The organism is Caryophanon latum (assembly GCF_001700325.1).
In the GTDB taxonomy this organism is placed as follows: Bacteria; Bacillota; Bacilli; order Bacillales_A; family Planococcaceae; genus Caryophanon; species Caryophanon latum.
Map to the genome: position 1 here is coordinate 75,264 of NZ_MATO01000015.1, position 20,378 is coordinate 95,641.

14 protein-coding genes and 1 riboswitch are annotated in these 20,378 nt (G+C 44.5%); of the genes, 13 read left to right on the forward strand and 1 reads right to left on the reverse strand.

The annotated features are described in order from the left end of the window. Nucleotides 1–43 precede the first annotated feature (43 nt). Nucleotides 44–147, forward strand: a riboswitch (SAM riboswitch). A gap of 374 nt (nucleotides 148–521) precedes the next feature. From A6K76_RS04160 to A6K76_RS04170, 3 genes are all read left to right on the forward strand, one after another. After that, entirely contained in the window at nucleotides 522–1,547 is a 1,026-nt protein-coding gene (locus A6K76_RS04160) for a methionine ABC transporter ATP-binding protein (protein ID WP_066462405.1), read from the forward strand. Further along, entirely contained in the window at nucleotides 1,540–2,208 is a 669-nt protein-coding gene (locus tag A6K76_RS04165) for a methionine ABC transporter permease (protein WP_066462407.1), read from the forward strand. The genes A6K76_RS04160 and A6K76_RS04165 overlap by 8 nt, the downstream gene beginning before the upstream one ends. Before the next feature lie 237 nt (nucleotides 2,209–2,445). Then, the gene (locus tag A6K76_RS04170; protein ID WP_066462409.1) at nucleotides 2,446–3,315 is read left to right on the forward strand and encodes a MetQ/NlpA family ABC transporter substrate-binding protein; all 870 of its coding nucleotides are present in this window, start codon (nucleotides 2,446–2,448) and stop codon (nucleotides 3,313–3,315) included. A gap of 45 nt (nucleotides 3,316–3,360) precedes the next feature. Here the strand turns inward: A6K76_RS04170 and gltC are convergent, their stop codons facing one another. Then, nucleotides 3,361–4,263, reverse strand: coding sequence for a glutamate biosynthesis transcriptional regulator GltC (gene gltC, locus A6K76_RS04175; protein ID WP_066462411.1), 903 nt, complete (start codon nucleotides 4,261–4,263; stop codon nucleotides 3,361–3,363). 128 nt (nucleotides 4,264–4,391) lie between these two features. Here gltC and gltB point away from each other — a divergent pair, with 128 nt between their 5' ends. The 10 genes from gltB to A6K76_RS04230 all read left to right on the forward strand — a co-directional run bounded on the left by gltB (nucleotide 4,392) and on the right by A6K76_RS04230 (nucleotide 20,362). After that, a complete protein-coding gene (gene gltB / locus A6K76_RS04180; protein ID WP_066462414.1) occupies nucleotides 4,392–8,894 on the forward strand; it encodes a glutamate synthase large subunit in 4,503 nt (1,500 codons plus the stop codon). 22 nt (nucleotides 8,895–8,916) lie between these two features. Further along, nucleotides 8,917–10,398, forward strand: coding sequence for a glutamate synthase subunit beta (locus tag A6K76_RS04185; RefSeq protein ID WP_066462420.1), 1,482 nt, complete (start codon nucleotides 8,917–8,919; stop codon nucleotides 10,396–10,398). Between the two features lie 813 nt (nucleotides 10,399–11,211). Beyond that, nucleotides 11,212–11,994 (forward strand): Fe-S cluster assembly ATPase SufC, encoded by a 783-nt coding sequence (gene sufC / locus A6K76_RS04190; protein WP_066462422.1) that lies wholly within the window; start codon nucleotides 11,212–11,214, stop codon nucleotides 11,992–11,994. Nucleotides 11,995–12,014: 20 nt separating this feature from the next. Further along, complete coding sequence (gene sufD / locus A6K76_RS04195) at nucleotides 12,015–13,322, forward strand: Fe-S cluster assembly protein SufD (protein ID WP_066462427.1); 1,308 nt, start codon at nucleotides 12,015–12,017, stop codon at nucleotides 13,320–13,322. Continuing rightward, on the forward strand, nucleotides 13,319–14,548 hold the full coding sequence (locus tag A6K76_RS04200; protein ID WP_066462429.1) for a cysteine desulfurase: 1,230 nt from the start codon (nucleotides 13,319–13,321) through the stop codon (nucleotides 14,546–14,548). The genes sufD and A6K76_RS04200 overlap by 4 nt, the downstream gene beginning before the upstream one ends. Next, nucleotides 14,538–14,972: a Fe-S cluster assembly sulfur transfer protein SufU gene (sufU, locus tag A6K76_RS04205; protein WP_066462432.1), complete on the forward strand. Its 435-nt coding sequence runs from the start codon at nucleotides 14,538–14,540 to the stop codon at nucleotides 14,970–14,972. Before A6K76_RS04200 ends, sufU begins: the two co-directional genes overlap by 11 nt. A gap of 69 nt (nucleotides 14,973–15,041) precedes the next feature. Beyond that, on the forward strand, nucleotides 15,042–16,439 hold the full coding sequence (gene sufB / locus A6K76_RS04210; RefSeq protein WP_066462433.1) for a Fe-S cluster assembly protein SufB: 1,398 nt from the start codon (nucleotides 15,042–15,044) through the stop codon (nucleotides 16,437–16,439). Between the two features lie 850 nt (nucleotides 16,440–17,289). Further along, nucleotides 17,290–18,150, forward strand: coding sequence for a DUF72 domain-containing protein (locus tag A6K76_RS04220; RefSeq protein ID WP_066462437.1), 861 nt, complete (start codon nucleotides 17,290–17,292; stop codon nucleotides 18,148–18,150). After that, entirely contained in the window at nucleotides 18,150–18,974 is an 825-nt protein-coding gene (locus A6K76_RS04225; RefSeq protein WP_066462438.1) for a sulfite exporter TauE/SafE family protein, read from the forward strand. Before A6K76_RS04220 ends, A6K76_RS04225 begins: the two co-directional genes overlap by 1 nt. A gap of 20 nt (nucleotides 18,975–18,994) precedes the next feature. Further along, nucleotides 18,995–20,362 carry a bifunctional metallophosphatase/5'-nucleotidase gene (locus A6K76_RS04230; RefSeq protein WP_066462439.1) on the forward strand — a complete coding sequence of 456 codons (1,368 nt, stop codon included), beginning with the start codon at nucleotides 18,995–18,997 and terminating at the stop codon, nucleotides 20,360–20,362. Nucleotides 20,363–20,378 lie beyond the last annotated feature (16 nt).

The window sequence follows — 20,378 nt, forward strand, 5'->3', positions numbered from 1 at the left end:
TATGGTAAAGTACGATTAATTCATTTAAAATTGCATATCGTTACTCTTATAAAGAGCGGTGGAGGGAAGTGCCCTATGAAGCCCGGCAACCATCACGCAGGTGAAAAGGTGCCAAATCACGCAAAGTTTAGCTTTGGAAGATGAGAGAACGTTTTTACGTATACGTTGAAACCTTCTACATCGAGTTATTGTGTAGGAGGTTTTTTCAAAGTTTAAAATGTAAGTGGTAAGTGTAAAAGAATAACTGGGTAGCTAACTACTTAGTTGTTGATGAGACAGAAAGTATATTGCTCGACGTAAGAGGCGGACTCCAGCGGGAAAAGCTCGTGACTCAAGACCCCACAGACGCGACGTAGGAGTGTCGAGGAGGCTTGAGGAAGGTGGTAAACGCCACGTCCATGTGGCACCACCTTCAGAACAAACATCGTATTCGCCCCCGAGCCCGCGGAAAGCCTGCCTCGATGCGGAGAGCAATGTTTATTTAAAATGAAACGTCATAATATGAAAAAGTAGGAGAAAACATGATTTCGTTAAAAGATATTAAAAAAATATACAAAACGAAAAACGGCGACTTAACAGCAGTGAACGATGTAAACCTCGACATTCGCCAAGGTGAAATTTTTGGCATTATCGGGTACAGTGGCGCTGGTAAAAGTACGATGATTCGTTTATTAAATGGTTTAGAAAAGCCATCGACTGGCTCTGTTACAATTAACGGACAGGAAATTTCAAAAAGCACAGGTGCAGAGCTGCGTGCGATGCGCCAAAAAATTAGTATGATTTTCCAACACTTCAACTTACTTTGGTCGCGCACAGTAGCAGAAAACATCGAGTTTCCACTTGAGATTGCTGGTGTGCCAAAGGAAGAACGTAAAAAGCGCGTTGACGAATTAATCGAGCTAGTTGGTTTATTCGGGCGCGGCAATGCGTACCCGTCTCAATTATCAGGTGGGCAAAAGCAGCGTGTCGGCATTGCGCGAGCGCTTGCGAACAACCCGGAAGTGCTGCTTTGTGATGAAGCGACATCTGCACTTGACCCGGAGACGACCGATGCGATTTTAGATTTATTGCTTGATATTAACAAGCGCCTTAATTTAACGATCGTACTCATTACACATGAAATGCACGTCATTCAAAAAATTTGTGATCGCGTTGCCGTAATGGAAGCAGGAAAAGTTGTTGAAATGGGCGATGTGCTACAAGTGTTCCAATCGCCGCAGCAAAAAATTACGAAGCGCTTCGTATCGAAAATTTCAGGTGAGGATCAGACGAAGGAAGCGATTCGTGAGCTGAATAAAAGCTATCGTTCAGGTAAGCTCATTAAAGTGACGTTCGTCGGTGAGCAAACGAATGAGCCAGTCATTTCGCATATGATGAAAAAATTTGCGATTGATGCGAACATCGTACACGGTTCGATTCAGCATACGCAAAGCGGTCCATACGGTACATTAATTGTGCATCTTGAAGGCAATGTATCGGACGTACAAGCAGCAATTCAGTTTTTACAAGATAGTAATTTACAAGCGGAGGTAGTAAGCAATGATTGAGACACTTTTTCCGAATGTAAATTGGGATAAAATGCTAGAGGCGACGTATGAGACGCTGTACATGACGGCAATTTCTACTGTTGCGACATTCATCATCGGCTTAGCAATCGGCATTTTATTATTTTTAACGAGCCCGCATCAACTATGGGCAAACAAGCTCGTGTACTTTTTAACGGGATCACTCGTTAACATTTTCCGCTCGATTCCGTTTATCGTGCTCATCATTTTATTAATTCCGATTACGAAATTAATGCTCGGCACGATTCGTGGTGTGAACGCGGCATTGCCAGCACTCATTATCGGGGCAGCACCGTTTTATGCGCGTCTTGTGTTGATCGCCTTACGTGAAGTTGATAAAGGTGTTATTGAAGCAGCTCGCTCAATGGGGGCAAAAACGTCGACGATCATTATGAAAGTGCTCGTGCCAGAGTCAATGCCAGCGCTTATTTCAGGTATTACCGTAACGGCGATTGCGCTCGTAGGTTACACAGCGATGGCAGGTATTATCGGTGCAGGCGGTTTAGGGAACGCCGCATTTATTGACGGGTTCCAACGTAGCCGACCGGATGTTACACTAATGGCAACGATTATTATTTTAATTATCGTCTTCATCATTCAGTTCATCGGTGACTTCATTACGAACCGTGTGGACAAGCGATAATATAATGAATGAGTTTATAGCGCTTTATTAGGAAGATGCTGTATTTGTATAATTGAGCGCGTGCGACGAGACTCCTTGGGGAAAAGCTCGTGACTCAAGACCCCGCAAACGTGAGGTAACGAACGTTGAGGAGGCTTGAGCCGAGCCCCGGGAAAGCGAGTCGCAATACGCGCTCAATAGGTTGCTCATTAATGATGAACTAAGCTTCACCAATAAATGAAATAGGGGTTTTGAGACATGAAAAAGCAAACGAAAATTTATTCATTTTTAGCAGTATCAGCATTAGCGTTAGCAGCATGTGGCGCTGAAGAAGAAAAAACGAACGACAACGCAGCAACAGATGAAAACGAAACGACAGAGCCAGCAGAAGAAACGACAATTACAGTTGGTGCTTCATACGGCTTACATGACATCATTTTAGAAGAAGCAGCACCAATTTTAGCAGAAGAAGGCATTACGCTTGAAGTAGAGCCGTACCAAGATTACATTTTACCGAACCAAGATTTAGAAAACGGTGACTTAGATGCGAACTACTTCCAACACATTCCGTATTTAAACAACCAAATTAAAGAGTTCGGCTACGATTTCGTTAACATCGGTGGCATTCACGTTGAACCGATGGCGATCTACTCTAAAAAATATACGTCAATTGAAGAAATTCCAGAAGGTGGCACAATCATTATGTCAAACTCTGTAGCAGAGCAAGGGCGTGTATTATCACTTCTTGAATCAGCAGGCTTAATTACGCTTGATCCAGCTGTAAACAAATCAGAGGCGACGTTAGATAACATCGTAGAAAACCCGAAAAACTTAGTGATCGACGCAGAGCCATCACCAGAAATTTTAGTATCGTTTTACGAAAATGAAGAAGGCGATGCAGTTGTTATTAACTCAAACTTCGCCATCGATGCAGGCATTAGCCCAGTAGATGATTCAATCGCAATCGAAGGCGGCGCATCTGACTACGTAAACGTTATTGCAACGACGAAGGAAAAAGAAAATGACCCAGCATTAAAACGTTTAGTTGAAGTGTTACAATCAGAAGAAATTTCAGACTTCATTTTAGAGGAATGGGACGGAGCGGTTGTACCAGTAGGCAACAAATAATAAAGTATCCCACTCGAGACAAGCTTGTTTCGAGTGGGATTTTTTTTATTGAAATTGCGTTAATCGAGAGAAAAAGTCATTTACAAACGTTAAAAATACTTGCTCAGAAGGTGCGAGATCTCGGTTGATTGGCGAAATAATGCCGACTGTTCGACGGATGTCGGGAAGCGCAATCGGAATTTTGACCATAAAGCGCGGCGAGGAATCATAAAATGAGCTTTCCGGTAGTAAGCTTACGCCGACGCCCGCTGCAACAAGTCCTTTGATCGCGTCCATATCCTCACCTACTGATGTAATATTTGGTACGAAGCCGACTGAGCGACATGCATCGACTGCCACCGTATATAAAATATAATGTTCAGGAAACAGTACGAAGTCTTCATCTTTTAAATCAATTAAATTAATGCTTTTTTCTTTTGCGAGACGATGGTTTGCTGGGAGCAATGCAGAGATGTTTTCGCTAAATAAAACGGTAGGCTCAATTGCCTCGTCTTTTGGTGGTAGTGGTCCTAAAAAGGCTAAGTTTAGCTCGCGGTTTTTGACAGCTTCGATTAAAAATCGGTACGAACCTTGTCGTAGCTGGAATGAAACGTCGGGATATTCTTTTTTGAAGGCGGAAATGATCGTCGGTAATAAGTAACTTGCTAAGCTTGTTGGGAAGCCGATTTTAATCGTTCCCTTTGATGGGTCTAAAAATTCTTCCACTTGTTTTGAGGCGAAATCGATTGCTTTTAATGCTGTAATGGTATGTTCTAAAAAAATTTTGCCCACTGGCGTCAATTTTACGTTGCGTCCGATTCGTTCAAATAATGCTGTTCCTAATTCGTCTTCTAAGTTTGCAATTTGGCGGCTAATCGCAGACTGGGCAACGTGTAAATGCTCGGCTGCTTCCGAAATATGTTCGCGTTCTGCTACCTCCACGAAGTAACGTAATTGTCGTAATTCCAATACTTTTCACCCCATTTATCTCGTATTTAGATTGTTTCTATCCAAATTATATATTGTTTATATTATTTTGAAAACTTTAAAATGAGAATTAGCGAAACGTAATGAGAAAAACTTTGGGGGGATTTACAATGACATTTCATCAATATCCAAATGAACAAGGTTTATATAGACCACAATTTGAGCATGACGCATGTGGCATCGGTATGTATGCGAATATTAAAGGGGTTGCCTCGCATGACATCGTGTTGAAAGGTTTAGAAATGCTTTGCCGACTAGAGCACCGTGCAGGTCGTGGCGGTGACGGTACAGGAGACGGTGCAGGCATCATGGTCGAAATTCCACACGAATATTTCAAATCATATGTGAGCGAGCTTGCGTTACCTGAGCGTGGCAAATACGGCGTAGCGCAAATTTTCTTCACACATAACGATGCAGAGCGCGAGCAAATTGAAGCGAAATTTAACGAGCTGATCGCAGAGGAAGGACAGCAATTGATCGGCTGGCGCACAGCACCGACGAACGCCGCAACACTACGTAAAAGTGCAAAAGATACAGCGCCGTTCGTTCGCCAATTATTTATCGGTGCGGTCGGAGTGGAAGGGCTAGCGTTTGAACGCAAACTTTACATCATCCGCAAGCAAGTCGAGCATTGGGCAACAGCACAAGGATTTACGTTTTACTGCCCGAGCATGTCGAGCCGCACGATGGTATTTAAAGGGCTACTGAACCCGGAAGAAGTAAGCACATTTTATGAAGACCTACAACATGAACAGTTTGTATCAGCATTTGCGCTCGTACATTCTCGTTACTCTACAAACACGTTCCCGAGCTGGCAGCGTGCACATCCTAACCGCTACATCATTCATAACGGAGAAATTAACACATTACAAGGCAACATGAACTGGATGCGCGCACGTGAGCAACGTTTCGTGTCAGAAGCATTCGGAGACGACCTACAAAAGCTATTACCGATCATTGATACGACAGGCTCTGACTCATCGATGTTAGACAACGCGTTTGAATTTTTCGTACTTGCTGGGCGCACACCAGCACATACAGCGATGATGTTAATTCCAGAACCTTGGACAGAAAACCCCCACATTTCAGACGATAAAAAAGCATTTTACTCATATCACGCAAGCTTAATGGAGCCTTGGGACGGACCGACTGCGATTTGTTTCACAGATGGCAAACAAATTGGTGCAATTTTAGACCGTAACGGCTTACGACCAGCGCGCTATTACGTAACGAAGGACGACCATATTATTTTCTCTTCTGAAACAGGTGTCGTTGATGTAACAGAGGAAGAAGTATTATACAAAGAAAACGTTGCGCCAGGACGCATGCTATTAATTGATTTAGAAGAAGGCAAAATCGTATCAGACGACGAGCTAAAAGCACAAATGGCAGCAGCACAGCCTTATGCGGATTGGTTAGAGGAAAACTTGTTAACGGTAAAGTCACAAGAAGAAGTACCGACGCCGCTTGCTGACATTACGACGCGTCAAAAAGTGTACGGCTATACGTTTGAGGACGTGCAAAAATATATCGTGCCACTTGCGCGTGACGGCAAAGACCCACTCGGCTCGATGGGAAATGATACGCCACTTGCCGTTTTATCAGACCGACCGCAATCGCTATTTAATTACTTTAAGCAGCTGTTTGCACAAGTGACGAACCCACCGATTGACTCGATTCGTGAGCATATTGTGACATCAACTATGACGATGCTCGGAGCAGAGGGGGATTTATTACACCCGAACGCCAACAACGCAAAACGCATTTTACTTGATGCGCCAGTGTTGACGACGTGCGAGTTCGATCAAATTACGTCCAACATTGAGCTGGAATTCCAAGGTGCGGCATTGTCACTTCAATTTACTGAACAATTAGAAAATGAACTAGCGCGTTTACACGAAGAGGCAGACCACGCGATTGCACAAGGCGTGACGTTGCTCGTGCTAACAGATGAGCTTGAAAACCCATTAACACCGACGATTCCAGTGTTGCTTGCCGTAAGTAGCTTACATCAATATTTAGTGCGCACAGGAAAACGTACGCAAGTGAGCTTAATCGCCCATACAGCTGAGACGCGTGAAGTGCATCATTTCGCCGCATTGATTGGCTTCGGTGTCGATGCGATTCATCCGTACTTAGTATACGCGACGATTCAAGAAGCGATCGAAAATGGTCATTTAAAGCTAGCGTATGACAAGGCGGTGCGCAAATTCCGTAAAGGTGCGAGCGAAGGCGTAGTGAAAGTCATGTCGAAAGTCGGCATTTCAACGGTGCAATCATACCGCGGCGCACAAATTTTCGAAGCAGTCGGCATTTCACAGCAAGTTATTGACGCACATTTCACAGGAACAGCATCGCAAATTGATGGCATCGACTTAGCAACAATCGGCGAGGAAGCAAAACGACGCTTCCAACAAGCAGACGACAAAGCCGAGCTTGAATCAGGCTCACAGTTCCAGTGGCGCGCAAACGGAGAGCACCATGCGTTCAATCCGAAAACGATTCATACGCTGCAATGGGCGGCACGTAAAAATGACATCGGCTTATACCGCATGTTTTCAGAAATGGCAAATGAGGAGCGCTTAGGCTTTTTACGTAACTTGTTTACATTCAAATCGCGCACGCCAATTTCAATCGACGACGTAGAACCGATCGAATCGATTGTGAAACGTTTTAAATCAGGTGCGATGTCGTTTGGCTCACTTTCGCAAGAGGCGCATGAAACGCTTGCGATTGCGATGAACCGTTTAGGCGCACGCTCAAACTCAGGTGAAGGCGGCGAGAACCCAGCGCGCTACACGAAAGATGCAAACGGTGATGACCGTCGCAGTGCGATTAAGCAAATTGCATCCGGACGTTTCGGCGTAAAGTCGCACTACCTCGTAAACGCAGATGAGCTACAAATTAAAATGGCACAAGGCGCAAAGCCAGGTGAGGGCGGACAGCTACCAGGCAACAAAGTGTATCCGTGGGTAGCGGATGTGCGCGGTTCAACGACAGGTGTTGGTTTAATTTCTCCGCCACCGCATCACGATATTTACTCAATTGAAGATATGGCACAGCTCATTCACGATTTAAAAAATGCGAACCGCTTTGCACGCATTTCAGTAAAGCTCGTATCAAAAGCAGGTGTCGGTACAATTGCAGCAGGCGTTGCAAAAGGTGCAGCAGACGTTATCGTCATTTCAGGCTACGACGGCGGAACAGGCGCATCGCCTAAAACATCGATTCAGCATACAGGATTACCGTGGGAGCTCGGCTTAGCGGAGGCGCACCAAACGCTTATGTTAAACGGACTTCGAGACCGCGTCACACTTGAGACAGACGGCAAGCTCATGACAGGTAAAGACGTTGTGATGGCAGCATTGCTTGGTGCGGAGGAATTTGGCTTTGCGACAGCACCACTCATTGTGATGGGCTGCATTATGATGCGTGCATGTCATTTAGATACGTGCCCAGTCGGCGTCGCAACGCAAAACCCAGAGCTGCGTGCGAAGTTTACAGGCTCGGCCGATCACATCGTTAACTACATGCGCTTTATCGCTCAAGAAATGCGTGAAATAATGGCAAGTCTTGGCTTCCGCACGGTGGAGGAAATGGTCGGACGCACAGATATTTTACAAGCGAGCGAGCGTGCGAAAAATCACTGGAAAGCATCGCAGCTTGATTTATCGAAGCTACTATACCAAGTAGATGGCGTGCGTACGAAGCAGCAGGAGCAAAATCACGGCATCGACGACAGCTTCGATATGATTCATTTACTGCAAGATGCAGCACCGGCCATTGAGCGCGGTGAAAAGGTGGAAGTAACGTATCACATTAAAAATACAGACCGCGTTGTCGGGACGATCGTCGGCAGTGACATTTCGCGCAAATACGGCGAGCAAGGGCTACTAGACGATACAGTGAAGTTCAACTTCATCGGCGCAGCAGGGCAAAGCTTCGGCGCATTTATTCCACGTGGTATGACGATGACGTGTACAGGTGATGTTAATGACTACTTCGGTAAAGGGCTATCAGGTGGGAAGCTCGTAGCGATTGCGCCAATTAAAGGGGAGCAGGAGAAAAACGTCATCGGCGGGAACGTTTGTTTATACGGTGCGACGAGCGGTAAAGTGTTTATGAACGGACGTGCAGGGCATCGATTCGCAGTACGTAACTCTGGTGCAAACATCGTCGTTGAAGGTATTGGTGATCACGGTTTAGAGTATATGACTGGTGGACGCGTCGTCATTTTAGGCGACACGGGGAAAAACTTCGCAGCTGGTATGTCAGGTGGTATTGCGTACGTATTACCGACGAATGAAGCGGAATTTAAAGCGCTGTGCAACATGGAGATGATTCGCTTTGAGCAGCTTGAATCACACGCTGAAAAAGAAGCGGTGCGCCAATTAATTATTGAGCACTTAAACGAAACGGGCAGCAATAAAGCGCTAGACGTATTAGCGAAATGGGAACAAAGCGTGAAGCGATTCGTGAAAGTTGTACCGACAGATTACCAAGCAATGCTTGATGAGATGGAGCACTTCAAGCTGCAAGGCTTTAACGAAAAAGAAGCGGCATTGCAAGCGTTCGCAAAGGCGACAGGCACGGAATACGCAGCGTCAAAATAAATGTGAGGACGGAGGGGTTAGCATGGGGAAACCAACAGGATTTATGGAGTTTAAACGACAAAAGACGACGGAGCAAAAGCCGCTCGCACGCATTGACCATTTCGGTGAATATGCGGAGCGCTTGACGGATGAGCAGCTGCAAACACAAGGGGCACGCTGTATGGATTGCGGCACACCGTTTTGTCATATGGGCATTGAAATTCGTGGATCAGCAGCGGGCTGTCCGATCAACAACGTTATCCCAGAATGGAACGACTTAGTATACAACGGTAAATGGCAGGAAGCACTCGACCGCCTCCATTTAACGAACAACTTCCCAGAGTTTACAGGGCGCGTTTGTCCAGCGCCGTGTGAAGGCTCATGCGTGCTCGGCATTAACGAGCCGTCTGTTGCGATTAAATCGATTGAACGTTCGATTATCGATAAAGGGTTTGAAGAAGGCTGGGTCGTGCCACGTATTCCGCGCCGTCGCACAGGAAAAACAGTTGCGATTATCGGCTCAGGGCCAGCTGGATTAGCGGCAGCAGATGAGCTGAATCAGCAAGGGCATAGCGTCACAGTGTATGAGCGTGACGACCGCGCTGGTGGCTTGCTTATGTATGGCATTCCGAACATGAAGCTTGAAAAAGAAGTGATCGAGCGTCGCATTCGCCTCCTTCAGCAAGAGGGCATCGATTTTATTTACAATACAGAAATCGGCGTCGACATGACGTCGGACGAGCTGCGCGCTCAGTACGATGCAGTGTTAATTGCAACGGGCGCACAAAAGCAGCGTGCACTGCGCATTGAAGGTTCAGAAGGAAAAGGTGTCGTGCTGGCGATGGATTATTTAACGAGCGTGACGAAAAGCTACGTGCAGTCTAACTTTGAAGACGGCAACGCATTAAACGTCGAAGGGAAGAACGTCATCGTCATCGGTGGTGGTGATACGGGAGCAGACTGTGTCGCAACAGCCATTCGCCAAAACTGCAAATCGGTCGTACAGTTCGGAAAGCATCCGAAGCTACCGAACGCGCGCACAGAGGAGACGATGTGGCCAAAAAACCCAGATACGTTTACGTTCGATTATGCGTACGAGGAAGTGGACGCCAAGCTCGGCCGTGATCCGCGCGAGTATTGCATTCACACGGAAAAAATCGTGTCGGACGCAGACGGCAACATTCAAGCGTTACACACCATTTATATGGAGAAAATTCTCGGTGAGGACGGCTTCCATTACTTTAAAGAGTTACCGGGTACCGAGAAAGCTTGGCCAGTTGACTACATTTTCGTTGCAATCGGCTTCGAAGGTGTAGAGAAGGCATTACCAGAGCAATTTGGTGTCGAGCTCATTAACAACCGCATCGCCGCAACGATTAAAAACTATGCAACGAACGTACAAGGCGTCTTTACAGCAGGAGATGCACGCCGCGGTCAAAGCTTAGTCGTATGGGCAATTAAAGAAGGGCGAGAAGCAGCCGCCGCGATGCATGCGTTTTTAGAGCAGGAAGCAGCCGTTGTGTAATGTAGAATTTTTAACTGTTTAATTGTTCATTACCGTAAGTTGGGGTTGACGCATAAAGGTTGCTTAAAACGAGAGGCGGACTGCAGCGGGAAAAGCGCGAGCCTCGAGACCTAGGAAATCAACGCCATGACACGAGCTATCACCTTCCATAAGGAGTCTCGTCGCACGTTACTTACCATTAGAAAGCTGCATTTATTTTGGATGTAGCTATAGACAAGTGGCGAATTAACAGACCTATTATAACGATTAACTATTAGGCAGAAACGAGGCATCTCCCCCCCAAAAGGACGCCTCTTTCTTATACAGTTAGCAGCTTGTACATTTGCCGTACAAGCTGTTTTCGCGCGCTTTAAAACGCTTTCATACAAAGTTGCTCGAACTGAAATTGATTCTCATTTAAAGGTGTCTTATTGAAAATAAAAAGCAAGTATGAAGACAAATTTATGATATTTATTTTACGATGTGAACGGTTCATTACCGAAAGCTGAGGGTAAAGAATGCTATGTCACTTGAAGCAGCAGGCGGTATTCGACGACAAAAACGCGACGGTTATGAAGCTGTATTTGTGAGCTATGAGCGGCAAGAAAGCTCAAACTACGCTAATGAAAAATTCGTCTTAATATGAAAAAAAAGCGCAACTAATTATTAACGGTCACATAAGAAAAAATGCTGATATATAAAATTGCCTACAAAAACTGTTACATTAAAATGATTCTAATTTGTTGCATTGCTTTTCTATTTCGGTTAAGATGATGATTGACGATAAATGAGGGGCAAACCTCTCATAATGAACATATATACGGAGGTATAATAATGGCAACTTTAGAAATTAAAGATTTACACGTTGAAATCGACGGTAAAGAGATTTTAAAAGGTGTAAACCTTACAATTAATACAAACGAAGTACACGCAATCATGGGTCCAAACGGTACAGGTAAATCAACGTTAGCTTCAGCAATTATGGGTCACCCTAAATATGAAGTAACACAAGGTGAAATTTTACTTGATGGCGAAAACGTTTTAGAAATGGAAGTTGACGAGCGCGCAAAAGCTGGTTTATTCCTAGCTATGCAATACCCATCAGAAATCGCTGGCGTAACAAACGCTGACTTCTTACGCTCTGCAATTAACGCACGTCGTGAAGAGGGCGATGAAATCTCATTAATGAAATTCATCAAAGAGTTAGACAAAACGATGGACTTCTTAGAAATGCCTGAAGAAATGGCGCAACGTTACTTAAACGAAGGCTTCTCTGGCGGTGAAAAAAAACGTAACGAAATTTTACAAATGATGATGATCAAACCAACATTCGGTATTTTAGATGAAATCGATTCTGGTTTAGATATCGACGCATTAAAAGTAGTGTCTAAAGGGATTAACGCAATGCGTGGCGAAGGCTTCGGCTGCTTAATGATCACTCACTACCAACGTTTACTTAACTACATCACACCTGACCACGTGCACGTAATGATGCAAGGTAAAGTTGTGAAATCTGGTGGCCAAGAATTAGCTCAAAAACTAGAAGCTGAAGGTTACGAGTGGATCAAAGCTGAACTAGGGATCGAAGACACTGACGCAGTAACAGAAGAAGCATAATTTAAGGAGGGCGTAGAAAGATGACGGTTGAAACAAAATTAGCGTTATCGGTAGAAGAAGTTCGCGCGTTCTCACAACAAAACGGAGAGCCACAAGCATTCGCTGATTTCCGCGCTAACGCACTACAACAAGCGGCTGAGCTTGCATTACCAAAGCCAGACCGCACAAATATTTCAAAATGGAACTTCATCGACGTAGCAGCACATACAGTTGAAAGTGCAGCATATGCTTCATTAGATGAGTTACCAGAAACAGTGAAGGCAATTATTGATGCAGATGCACAACAAAACCTTTACATCCAACGCAATAACACACCAGCGTTCATTCGTGTATCAAACGAATTAACATCTAAAGGTGTCATCATTACAGATATCGAAACAGCTATTCGTGAACATGCGGATTTAGTTGAGCAATACTTCATGACAACTGCTGTAAAAGTAGATGAACATAAATTAACAGCTTACCACGCTGCACTTGTAAACGGTGGTGTATTCGTATACGTACCACGCAACGTCATCGTGGAAGAACCGATTCAAGTTGTATTCGTACACGACAACGCAGAAGCTTCATTATTCAACCACGTATTAATCGTTGCTGAGCAATCTTCAGCGGTAACGTATGTTGAAACGTACATCTCAACAGTGGAAGAAGCAAAAGGTCAAGTGAACGTCGTAACAGAAGTTATCGCAAAAGATAATGCACAAGTAACATTCGGTGCGGTAGATAACTTAACAACGGGCTTCACAGCTTATATGAACCGTCGTGGTCACGTTGCGCGCGATGCAAAAATCGACTGGGCATTAGGTTTAATGACGTCTTCAGATACAATTTATGAAAACACAACAGACTTAATCGGCGATAACTCAACGTCTGATTTCAAAATGGCGACAGTTGGTACTGGTACACAAAAGCTAAACTTCACAACGTTAATTCGTCAATGGGGTAAAAACTCTGATGGACAAATTTTAAAACACGGTGTAATGAAGGATAAAGCGCAATCAATCTTTAACGGTATTGGTCACATTATGAAAGGCGGCACGAAAGCAAATGCAGAGCAAGAGTCTCGCGTATTAATGCTTTCTGAAGGTTCTCGCGGTGATGCGAACCCAATCCTTTTAATTGATGAAGATGATGTAACAGCAGGACACGCAGCATCTGTAGGACGTGTTGACCCGACTCAACTTTACTACTTAATGAGCCGCGGTATTTCACAAACAGAAGCAGAGCGCCTTGTAATTCACGGATTCCTTGCGCCAGTTGTGAATAACTTGCCAATCGAAGGCGTTAAAAAGCAGCTGACGGAGGTTATCGAAAGGAAAGTTCGATAATGCTAAAAGACATTAAAAGCTATTTCCCAATTTTAAATCAAGAAATTAACGGGTCTCCACTTGTATATCTTGATAGCGCAGCGACTTCACAAAAGCCAATTCAGGTTATTGAAGCAGTGAAAAGCTATTACGAGCTAGACAATTCAAACGTTCATCGCGGCGTGCATACATTAGGTAATCGCGCGACGGATGCGTATGAAGGAGCACGTGAAAAGGTACGAAAATTCATTAATGCAACATCAACGCAAGAAATCATTTTTACACGTGGGACAACAACTTCGATTAATATGGTGGCGAGCGGCTATGCGCGTCAAAATTTAAAAGAAGGTGACGAAATTGTCATCACGTATATGGAGCACCATGCGAACTTAATTCCTTGGCAGCAAGCTGCAAAGGCAACAGGCGCGGTGTTAAAATACATCGACTTAGAAGCAGACGGCACGATTTCTTTAGAAAACGTCCGCAAACAAATTACATCGAACACGAAAATTGTATCGATGGGTATGGCTTCAAACGTGATGGGCAGCATTAACCCGATTAAAGAAGTAACGCAAATTGCACATGAACACGGTGCGATCATGGTCGTTGATGCAGCGCAAGGCGCACCGCATTTACGCATTGACGTACAAGATTTAGACTGCGAATTCCTTGCGTTTTCTGGGCATAAAATGTGCGCGCCTACAGGTATTGGTGTACTATATGGTAAACAAGCAATCCTTGAAGAGATGGAACCAGTGGAGTTCGGCGGCGAGATGATCGATTTCGTCGGACTACACGATGCAACGTGGAAAGAGCTTCCGTGGAAATTCGAAGGCGGTACCCCAATTATTGCAGGTGCAGTAGGGTTAGGTGCAGCAATCGACTTTTTAGAGGAAATTGGGCTTGATAAAATCGCAGCACACGAGCATGCATTAGCAGCTTATGCGATGGATCAGCTTGAAACAATCGATGGTTTAGCAATTTACGGACCACGCGATGCGAATAAGCGATGCGGTTTAGTAACATTCAACTTAGACGATGTACATCCACACGACGTGGCGACTGTGTTAGATATGAATGGCATTGCTGTTCGTGCAGGTCATCACTGTGCTCAACCGCTTATGAAATGGTTAAATGTGAGTGCTACTGCACGCGCGAGCTTCTACGTTTACAACGACGAGGAAGATATCGACAAGTTAGTAGCAGGATTGCGTACGGCGAAGGAGTATTTTAACGATGTCTTTTAATAATTTAGATCAATTATACCGCTCAGTCATTATGGATCATTATAAAAACCCACGTAATAAAGGTGCTTTAAATGATACGAGTGTCACAATCGATATGAATAACCCGACTTGTGGCGACCGCATTCACTTAACGCTTTTAGTGGAAGATGGCATTGTACAAGATGCTAAATTTGACGGCGAGGGCTGTTCAATTTCAATGTCTTCAGCATCAATGATGACACAAATTATCAAAGGAAAAACAGTCGAAGAAGCAAACGAGCTTGCGGAGATTTTTTCTAAAATGATGCTTGGTGAACAATACGATGATGAAAAATACGACCTTGGTGATGTGGAAGCATTACAAGGTGTTGCGAAATTCCCAGCGCGTATTAAATGTGCGACGCTATCATGGAAAGCAATGCAAAAAGGCGTAAAGGAACAATAAGTTATTCGTGCTGCAGAGGTCGTGTCCGCGCGACCTGCACGACATAGCAATCGAACGGAGGACAACAACATGGCGAAAAAAATGCCAGATATCGGCGATTACAAGTATGGTTTCCATGATAAGGACGTATCAATTTTCCGTTCAGAACGTGGTTTAACTGAAGAAATCGTTCGTGAAATTTCAAGTATGAAAGAAGAGCCACAGTGGATGTTAGACTACCGCTTAAAAGCTCTACACAAATTTTATGAAATGCCGATGCCTCAATGGGGTGGCGACCTTTCATCATTAAACTTTGATGAAATTACGTATTACGTAAAGCCATCTGAAGCAACGCAAAAGTCTTGGGATGAAGTACCTGAAGAAATTAAAGCAACATTTGATAAATTAGGTATTCCTGAAGCTGAGCAAAAATATCTTGCCGGTGTATCTGCTCAGTACGAATCTGAAGTAGTTTACCACAACATGAAGCAAGATTTACAAGACATGGGGATCGTGTTCAAAGATACAGACTCTGCATTAAAAGAAAACGAAGATATCTTCAAAAAATATTGGGGTACAGTAATTCCTTACACAGATAACAAGTTCTCTGCGTTAAACTCAGCTGTATGGTCTGGTGGTTCATTCATTTACGTACCAAAAGGCGTAAAAGTAGACACACCGTTACAAGCGTACTTCCGTATTAACTCTGAAAACATGGGTCAATTCGAGCGTACATTAATTATCGTAGACGACGAAGCATCTGTACACTACGTAGAAGGTTGTACAGCACCAGTTTACACGACAAACTCACTACACTCAGCCGTAGTTGAAATTATCGTTGGTAAAAATGCTTACTGCCGTTACACGACGATTCAAAACTGGGCGAACAACGTTTACAACTTAGTAACGAAGCGTACAGTTGTTGAAGCGGGTGGTACGATGGAATGGATCGACGGTAACATCGGTTCAAAATTAACGATGAAATACCCAGCTTGTATTTTAAAAGGTGAAGGCGCTCGTGGTATGACATTATCGATCGCTCTAGCAGGTCGCGGTCAACACCAACACGCTGGTGCGAAAATGATTCACTTAGCACCAAACACATCTTCAACTATCGTTTCTAAATCGATTGCAAAACAAGGTGGTAAAGTAACGTACCTTGGTCAAGTAAAATTCGGTAAAAACGCTAAAGGCGCTCGTGCAAACATCGAGTGTGATACGTTAATTATGGATAACGAGTCAACTTCAGACACAATTCCGTATAACGAAATGTTAAACGACCAAGTTTCTTTAGAGCACGAAGCGAAAGTTTCAAAAGTATCTGAAGAGCAATTATTCTACTTAATGTCTCGTGGTATTTCTGAAGAGGAAGCGACAGAAATGATCGTAATGGGCTTCATTGAGCCATTCACAAAAGAATTACCAATGGAATACGCAGTAGAAATGAACCGTCTAATCAAGTTCGAGATGGAAGGTTCAATCGGTTAATTCGATTTTTCAAAACTCTCATGCAGCTGCATGAGAGTTTTTTTGTATAATGGGAGGGAAATAGTTTTTTAATTTTGTTGCTCGTCGCTGTCGTGGCAGGCACGGATTAAAGAATCGTTCTTTTATTGCGGCGGACGCTTTTCGCGGTGGACGACACGATGTCGGTTACGAAGGCGTTGTCGCATAGACGCGACGCATTTAGCCTTTGTTCGTCGATTTTCGGCTCGGTGCTCCTGCGATTACTCGTCGCAAAAGAACTTTTGCTTGTCCCGCAGAAGTCGCCGCCTACATTTCAGAACGATTCCACGCATTTTCTTTGAAATATCCAGTTGAATAAGGATTGGAAGTAGAAATGAATTTGAGTTTGTTAAATTGGATAGGTACTACAATCAAGTACAAAAAAATGAAAAAGATTCAGTATAAGTTAGAGGACAGTTACGAGCAACATGTTGCAACAAGAATTTCATCTGTAATAAGTTTGAGTGTATATTCAATTCAGCTAAATAGAGATACATTTCATATTGAATACAAAGATGAATTTTCGAGTTAGTATAGGTGTTAGACAGTGCGAGCTGAAATAAAGAAGTAAGCTGGAAATGTTGATTAGCCTTCTGACAGCTAGCATAATCAGTGTTTAATTTTATATTTTAATTTGTACACGAACGTTGTAGCTGGTGGCGTAGCGGCGAGACTCCTTGGGGAAAAGCGTGAGACTTGAGACCCCACAGACACGACGTAGGAGTGTCGAGGAGGCTCAAGCCACGCCCCAGGAAAGCGAGCCGCAATACGCGACCAGTAAAAGCAAGGCTAATCAACATATAAAAAATAACATTGAACGGAGGCGTGGGCATTGATTTATATTGGTGCTACGGGGTGGAGCGATCACCCTTTATTGTATAGCGAGGCAACTGCCGCGCGTGACAAACTATTCGATTATAGCGGACATTTTCCATGCGTGGAGCTGGATACGTCCTTTTATGCAATCCCGCGCCCGGAGACGATAGACAAGTGGTGCAGCGAGACGCCGGATGCTTTTCAGTTTATCGTGAAGGCGTATCAAGGCATTACTGGGCATCAGCGCGGTGACGATGTGCCGTTTGAGACGAGAAATGATATGTTCAACGCCTATCGTACGGCACTCGATGCGTTCGAGAAGCACGGCAAGCTTGCATGTGTATTAGCGCAGTTTCCACCGTGGTTCGACTGTAAAAAGGAAAACATTACGTATTTGCGTTATTTGCGTCAGCAGCTCGTCGATTATTCGGTAGCGATCGAGTTTCGCAATGAAACGTGGTATCAAGAGCAATATCGTGAGCGTACGCTTGCATTTTTACGTGAGCAACGTTTCATTCACGTCGTCTGTGATGAGCCGCAAGCAGGCAGTGGCTCGGTGCCGCTCGTGCCGGTTGCGACGCATGAGAAGGCATTTTTACGCATTCATGGGCGCAATTTGCACGGCTGGCGTAATATTGGCAGTGCCGCAGATTGGCGAAAGGTGCGCACGCTTTATGATTATAACGATGCAGAGCTGATGCAGCTTGTTGAACATACGAAAACACTTGAGCATGATGCACAGCACGTTTTCGTTATTTTTAACAACAACTCAGGTGGGCATGCGGCAAAAAATGCGAAACAGTTTCAACAGATGATGAACATTACGTATACGCATTTGTCGCCGAAACAAATTGATTTATTTGAAGGGGAGTTTTGATGGGAGCGTTTATATTAGCGGTCATTGCGATTTGCGCAGGATTTTTAGGTGCGCTGCTTGGGCTAGGTGGCGGCGTTATTTTAGTGCCCGGTGCGCTGTTTATTAGTAGCGCGACCGATTGGATTTCGCCGCTCACACCGCAGTCTGCTGTTGGCTTGTCGGTTATGATGATGATTTTTACAGGGCTTGCGTCGACGATTTCGTACATGAAGTCAGGGTTTGTCGATTATAAAGCAGGGCTGCTCTTTTTTGCGGGGGCAGCACCAGGAGCCATTGTTGGTGCGATGTTAAACGGTCGCTTTAATGTGGATTCATTCAATTTATTTTTCGGTGTGCTGCTCATTGTGCTTGCGACGATTATGCTTATTCGTGATTATATGAAGCCGATTGATTTTTTCGTGAAGCGAGCGAAGACGAGGACGTTTACCGATAAGCAAGGGGCGACATATACGTACGGTTACCCGATTAGTATTGCGCTCATTTTGTCATTTGTTGTCGGTACGCTGTCTGGCATGTTCGGCATTGGTGGTGGTGCGCTGCTTGTGCCGGCGCTGCTCGTGCTATTTCATTTCCCGCCACATATTGCGGTGGCGACGTCGATGCTGCTTGTGTTTTTATCATCACTTGTGAATGCAGGAAGTCATATGGCGCTTGGCAACATTCCGTGGGCAGTAGTGTTACCAGTCATTATCGGTGGATATATTGGTGGGAAGCTTGGCGCGTCGACGAGCAAAAAATTGCAGTCGAAAACACTTGTTGTTATTTTGCGCATTGTGCTACTCATCATGGGGATTCGTTCTGTTATGATTGGGTTAATCGGTTAATTTGAAAAGGGGGGCGCAGCGTGAATAAAGAAACTATTCGCATATTACATACAAATGACGTGCATAGCCATTTTACATATTGGCCGCAAATGACACGTTTTATTCAGCAACAACGTCAAGAAACGCGCATGCAAGGTGAGGAGCTCATCGTCGTTGATTTAGGCGACCATATTGATCGCTCGAACTTTTTTACAGAGGCGACGCTCGGAAAAGGCAATGTGACGTTGTTAAACGAGGCGGGCTACGACATTGTAACGATTGGTAACAACGAAGGCATTACGCTTGACCATGACGATTTAAAGACGCTATATGACGGGGCGAGCTTTGAAGTCATTGTCGGCAATTTAGAAAGTAAAAATCAGCTCAATCCATCATGGCTAAAGCGTTCGACGATTTATACAACGGCGCAAGGGACGAAAATTGGTTTCGTTTCTGCAACAGCCGATTTCCGTCTATTTTACGACAAGCTCGGCTGGGAGACGACAGAGCCGCGTCAGGCGATTATTGATGAGGCGACGGCACTACAGCCATATGTAGATTTCATCGTCTGCTTGTCGCATTTAGGGCGCTATGAGGACGAACTGCTCGCACAGGAATGCCCAGAGCTAACCGTCATTTTTGGTGCGCATACTCATCACGTCTTTTTACACGGTGAAGTGCATCATGGTGTGCTACTAACAGGTGGTGGCAAGTACGGGCAATATATTGGCGAATTGACGCTCCAATACGACGAAGCACAGCGCAAAATTGTCTATCGTAATACGCGATTGCTCGATTGTTCACAGTTACCGAAAGAGCAGGACGACGCGGCGTTTGAAGTCGCATTAATTGAGGAGGCGCGAAATCAACAGCAAGAACCGCTCTTTCACTTGCCGAAGTTTTTCAATAAGGAATGGTATCATCACTCACAGCTATCACGCTTTTTTGCGGAAGCATTATTTGCGCAAATTGAGGGCGACTGTGCAATGTTTCATGCCGGCATTTTCAAGGATGATTTACACGAAGGTGATGTGACCGCGTACGATTTGCACCGCATTTTGCCGCATCCGATTAACGTATGTGTTGTGGAACTTAGCGGCGCACAGCTAAAGGAGGCATATTTGCAGTCATTTAACGAGGAATGGCCGCGTAAAGAGATGAAAGGGCTTGGCTTCCGTGGTGTCATTCTAGGTAAAATGCTCCACTATAAAATGAGTTTAAATACCTATCACGAGCTAGAAGTGAACGGGCAAGTCGTTGATCCGAAGAAGTATTATAAGCTTATAACGCTTGATATGTATACGTTTGGCTTCTTTTTTCCGAGCTTCAAGTATGCGCCGAAAGAGTACATTTTGCCCTATTTTTTACGCGATATTTTCAAACATTATGCGCAAAAAATATTTATTTAAGCGTTGTATTACGTAT

Bases quoted from the DNA above. Each gene is read 5' to 3' on its own strand.
- A6K76_RS04225 (WP_066462438.1), top strand. From the start codon at position 18,150: ATGGGAGCGTTTATATTAGCGGTCATTGCGATTTGCGCAGGATTTTTA.
- A6K76_RS04165 (WP_066462407.1), top strand. From the start codon at position 1,540: ATGATTGAGACACTTTTTCCGAATGTAAATTGGGATAAAATGCTAGAG.
- A6K76_RS04160 (WP_066462405.1), top strand. From the start codon at position 522: ATGATTTCGTTAAAAGATATTAAAAAAATATACAAAACGAAAAACGGC.
- sufU (WP_066462432.1), top strand. From the start codon at position 14,538: ATGTCTTTTAATAATTTAGATCAATTATACCGCTCAGTCATTATGGAT.
- A6K76_RS04170 (WP_066462409.1), top strand. From the start codon at position 2,446: ATGAAAAAGCAAACGAAAATTTATTCATTTTTAGCAGTATCAGCATTA.
- sufC (WP_066462422.1), top strand. From the start codon at position 11,212: ATGGCAACTTTAGAAATTAAAGATTTACACGTTGAAATCGACGGTAAA.
- gltB (WP_066462414.1), top strand. From the start codon at position 4,392: ATGACATTTCATCAATATCCAAATGAACAAGGTTTATATAGACCACAA.
- A6K76_RS04185 (WP_066462420.1), top strand. From the start codon at position 8,917: ATGGGGAAACCAACAGGATTTATGGAGTTTAAACGACAAAAGACGACG.
- sufD (WP_066462427.1), top strand. From the start codon at position 12,015: ATGACGGTTGAAACAAAATTAGCGTTATCGGTAGAAGAAGTTCGCGCG.
- sufB (WP_066462433.1), top strand. From the start codon at position 15,042: ATGGCGAAAAAAATGCCAGATATCGGCGATTACAAGTATGGTTTCCAT.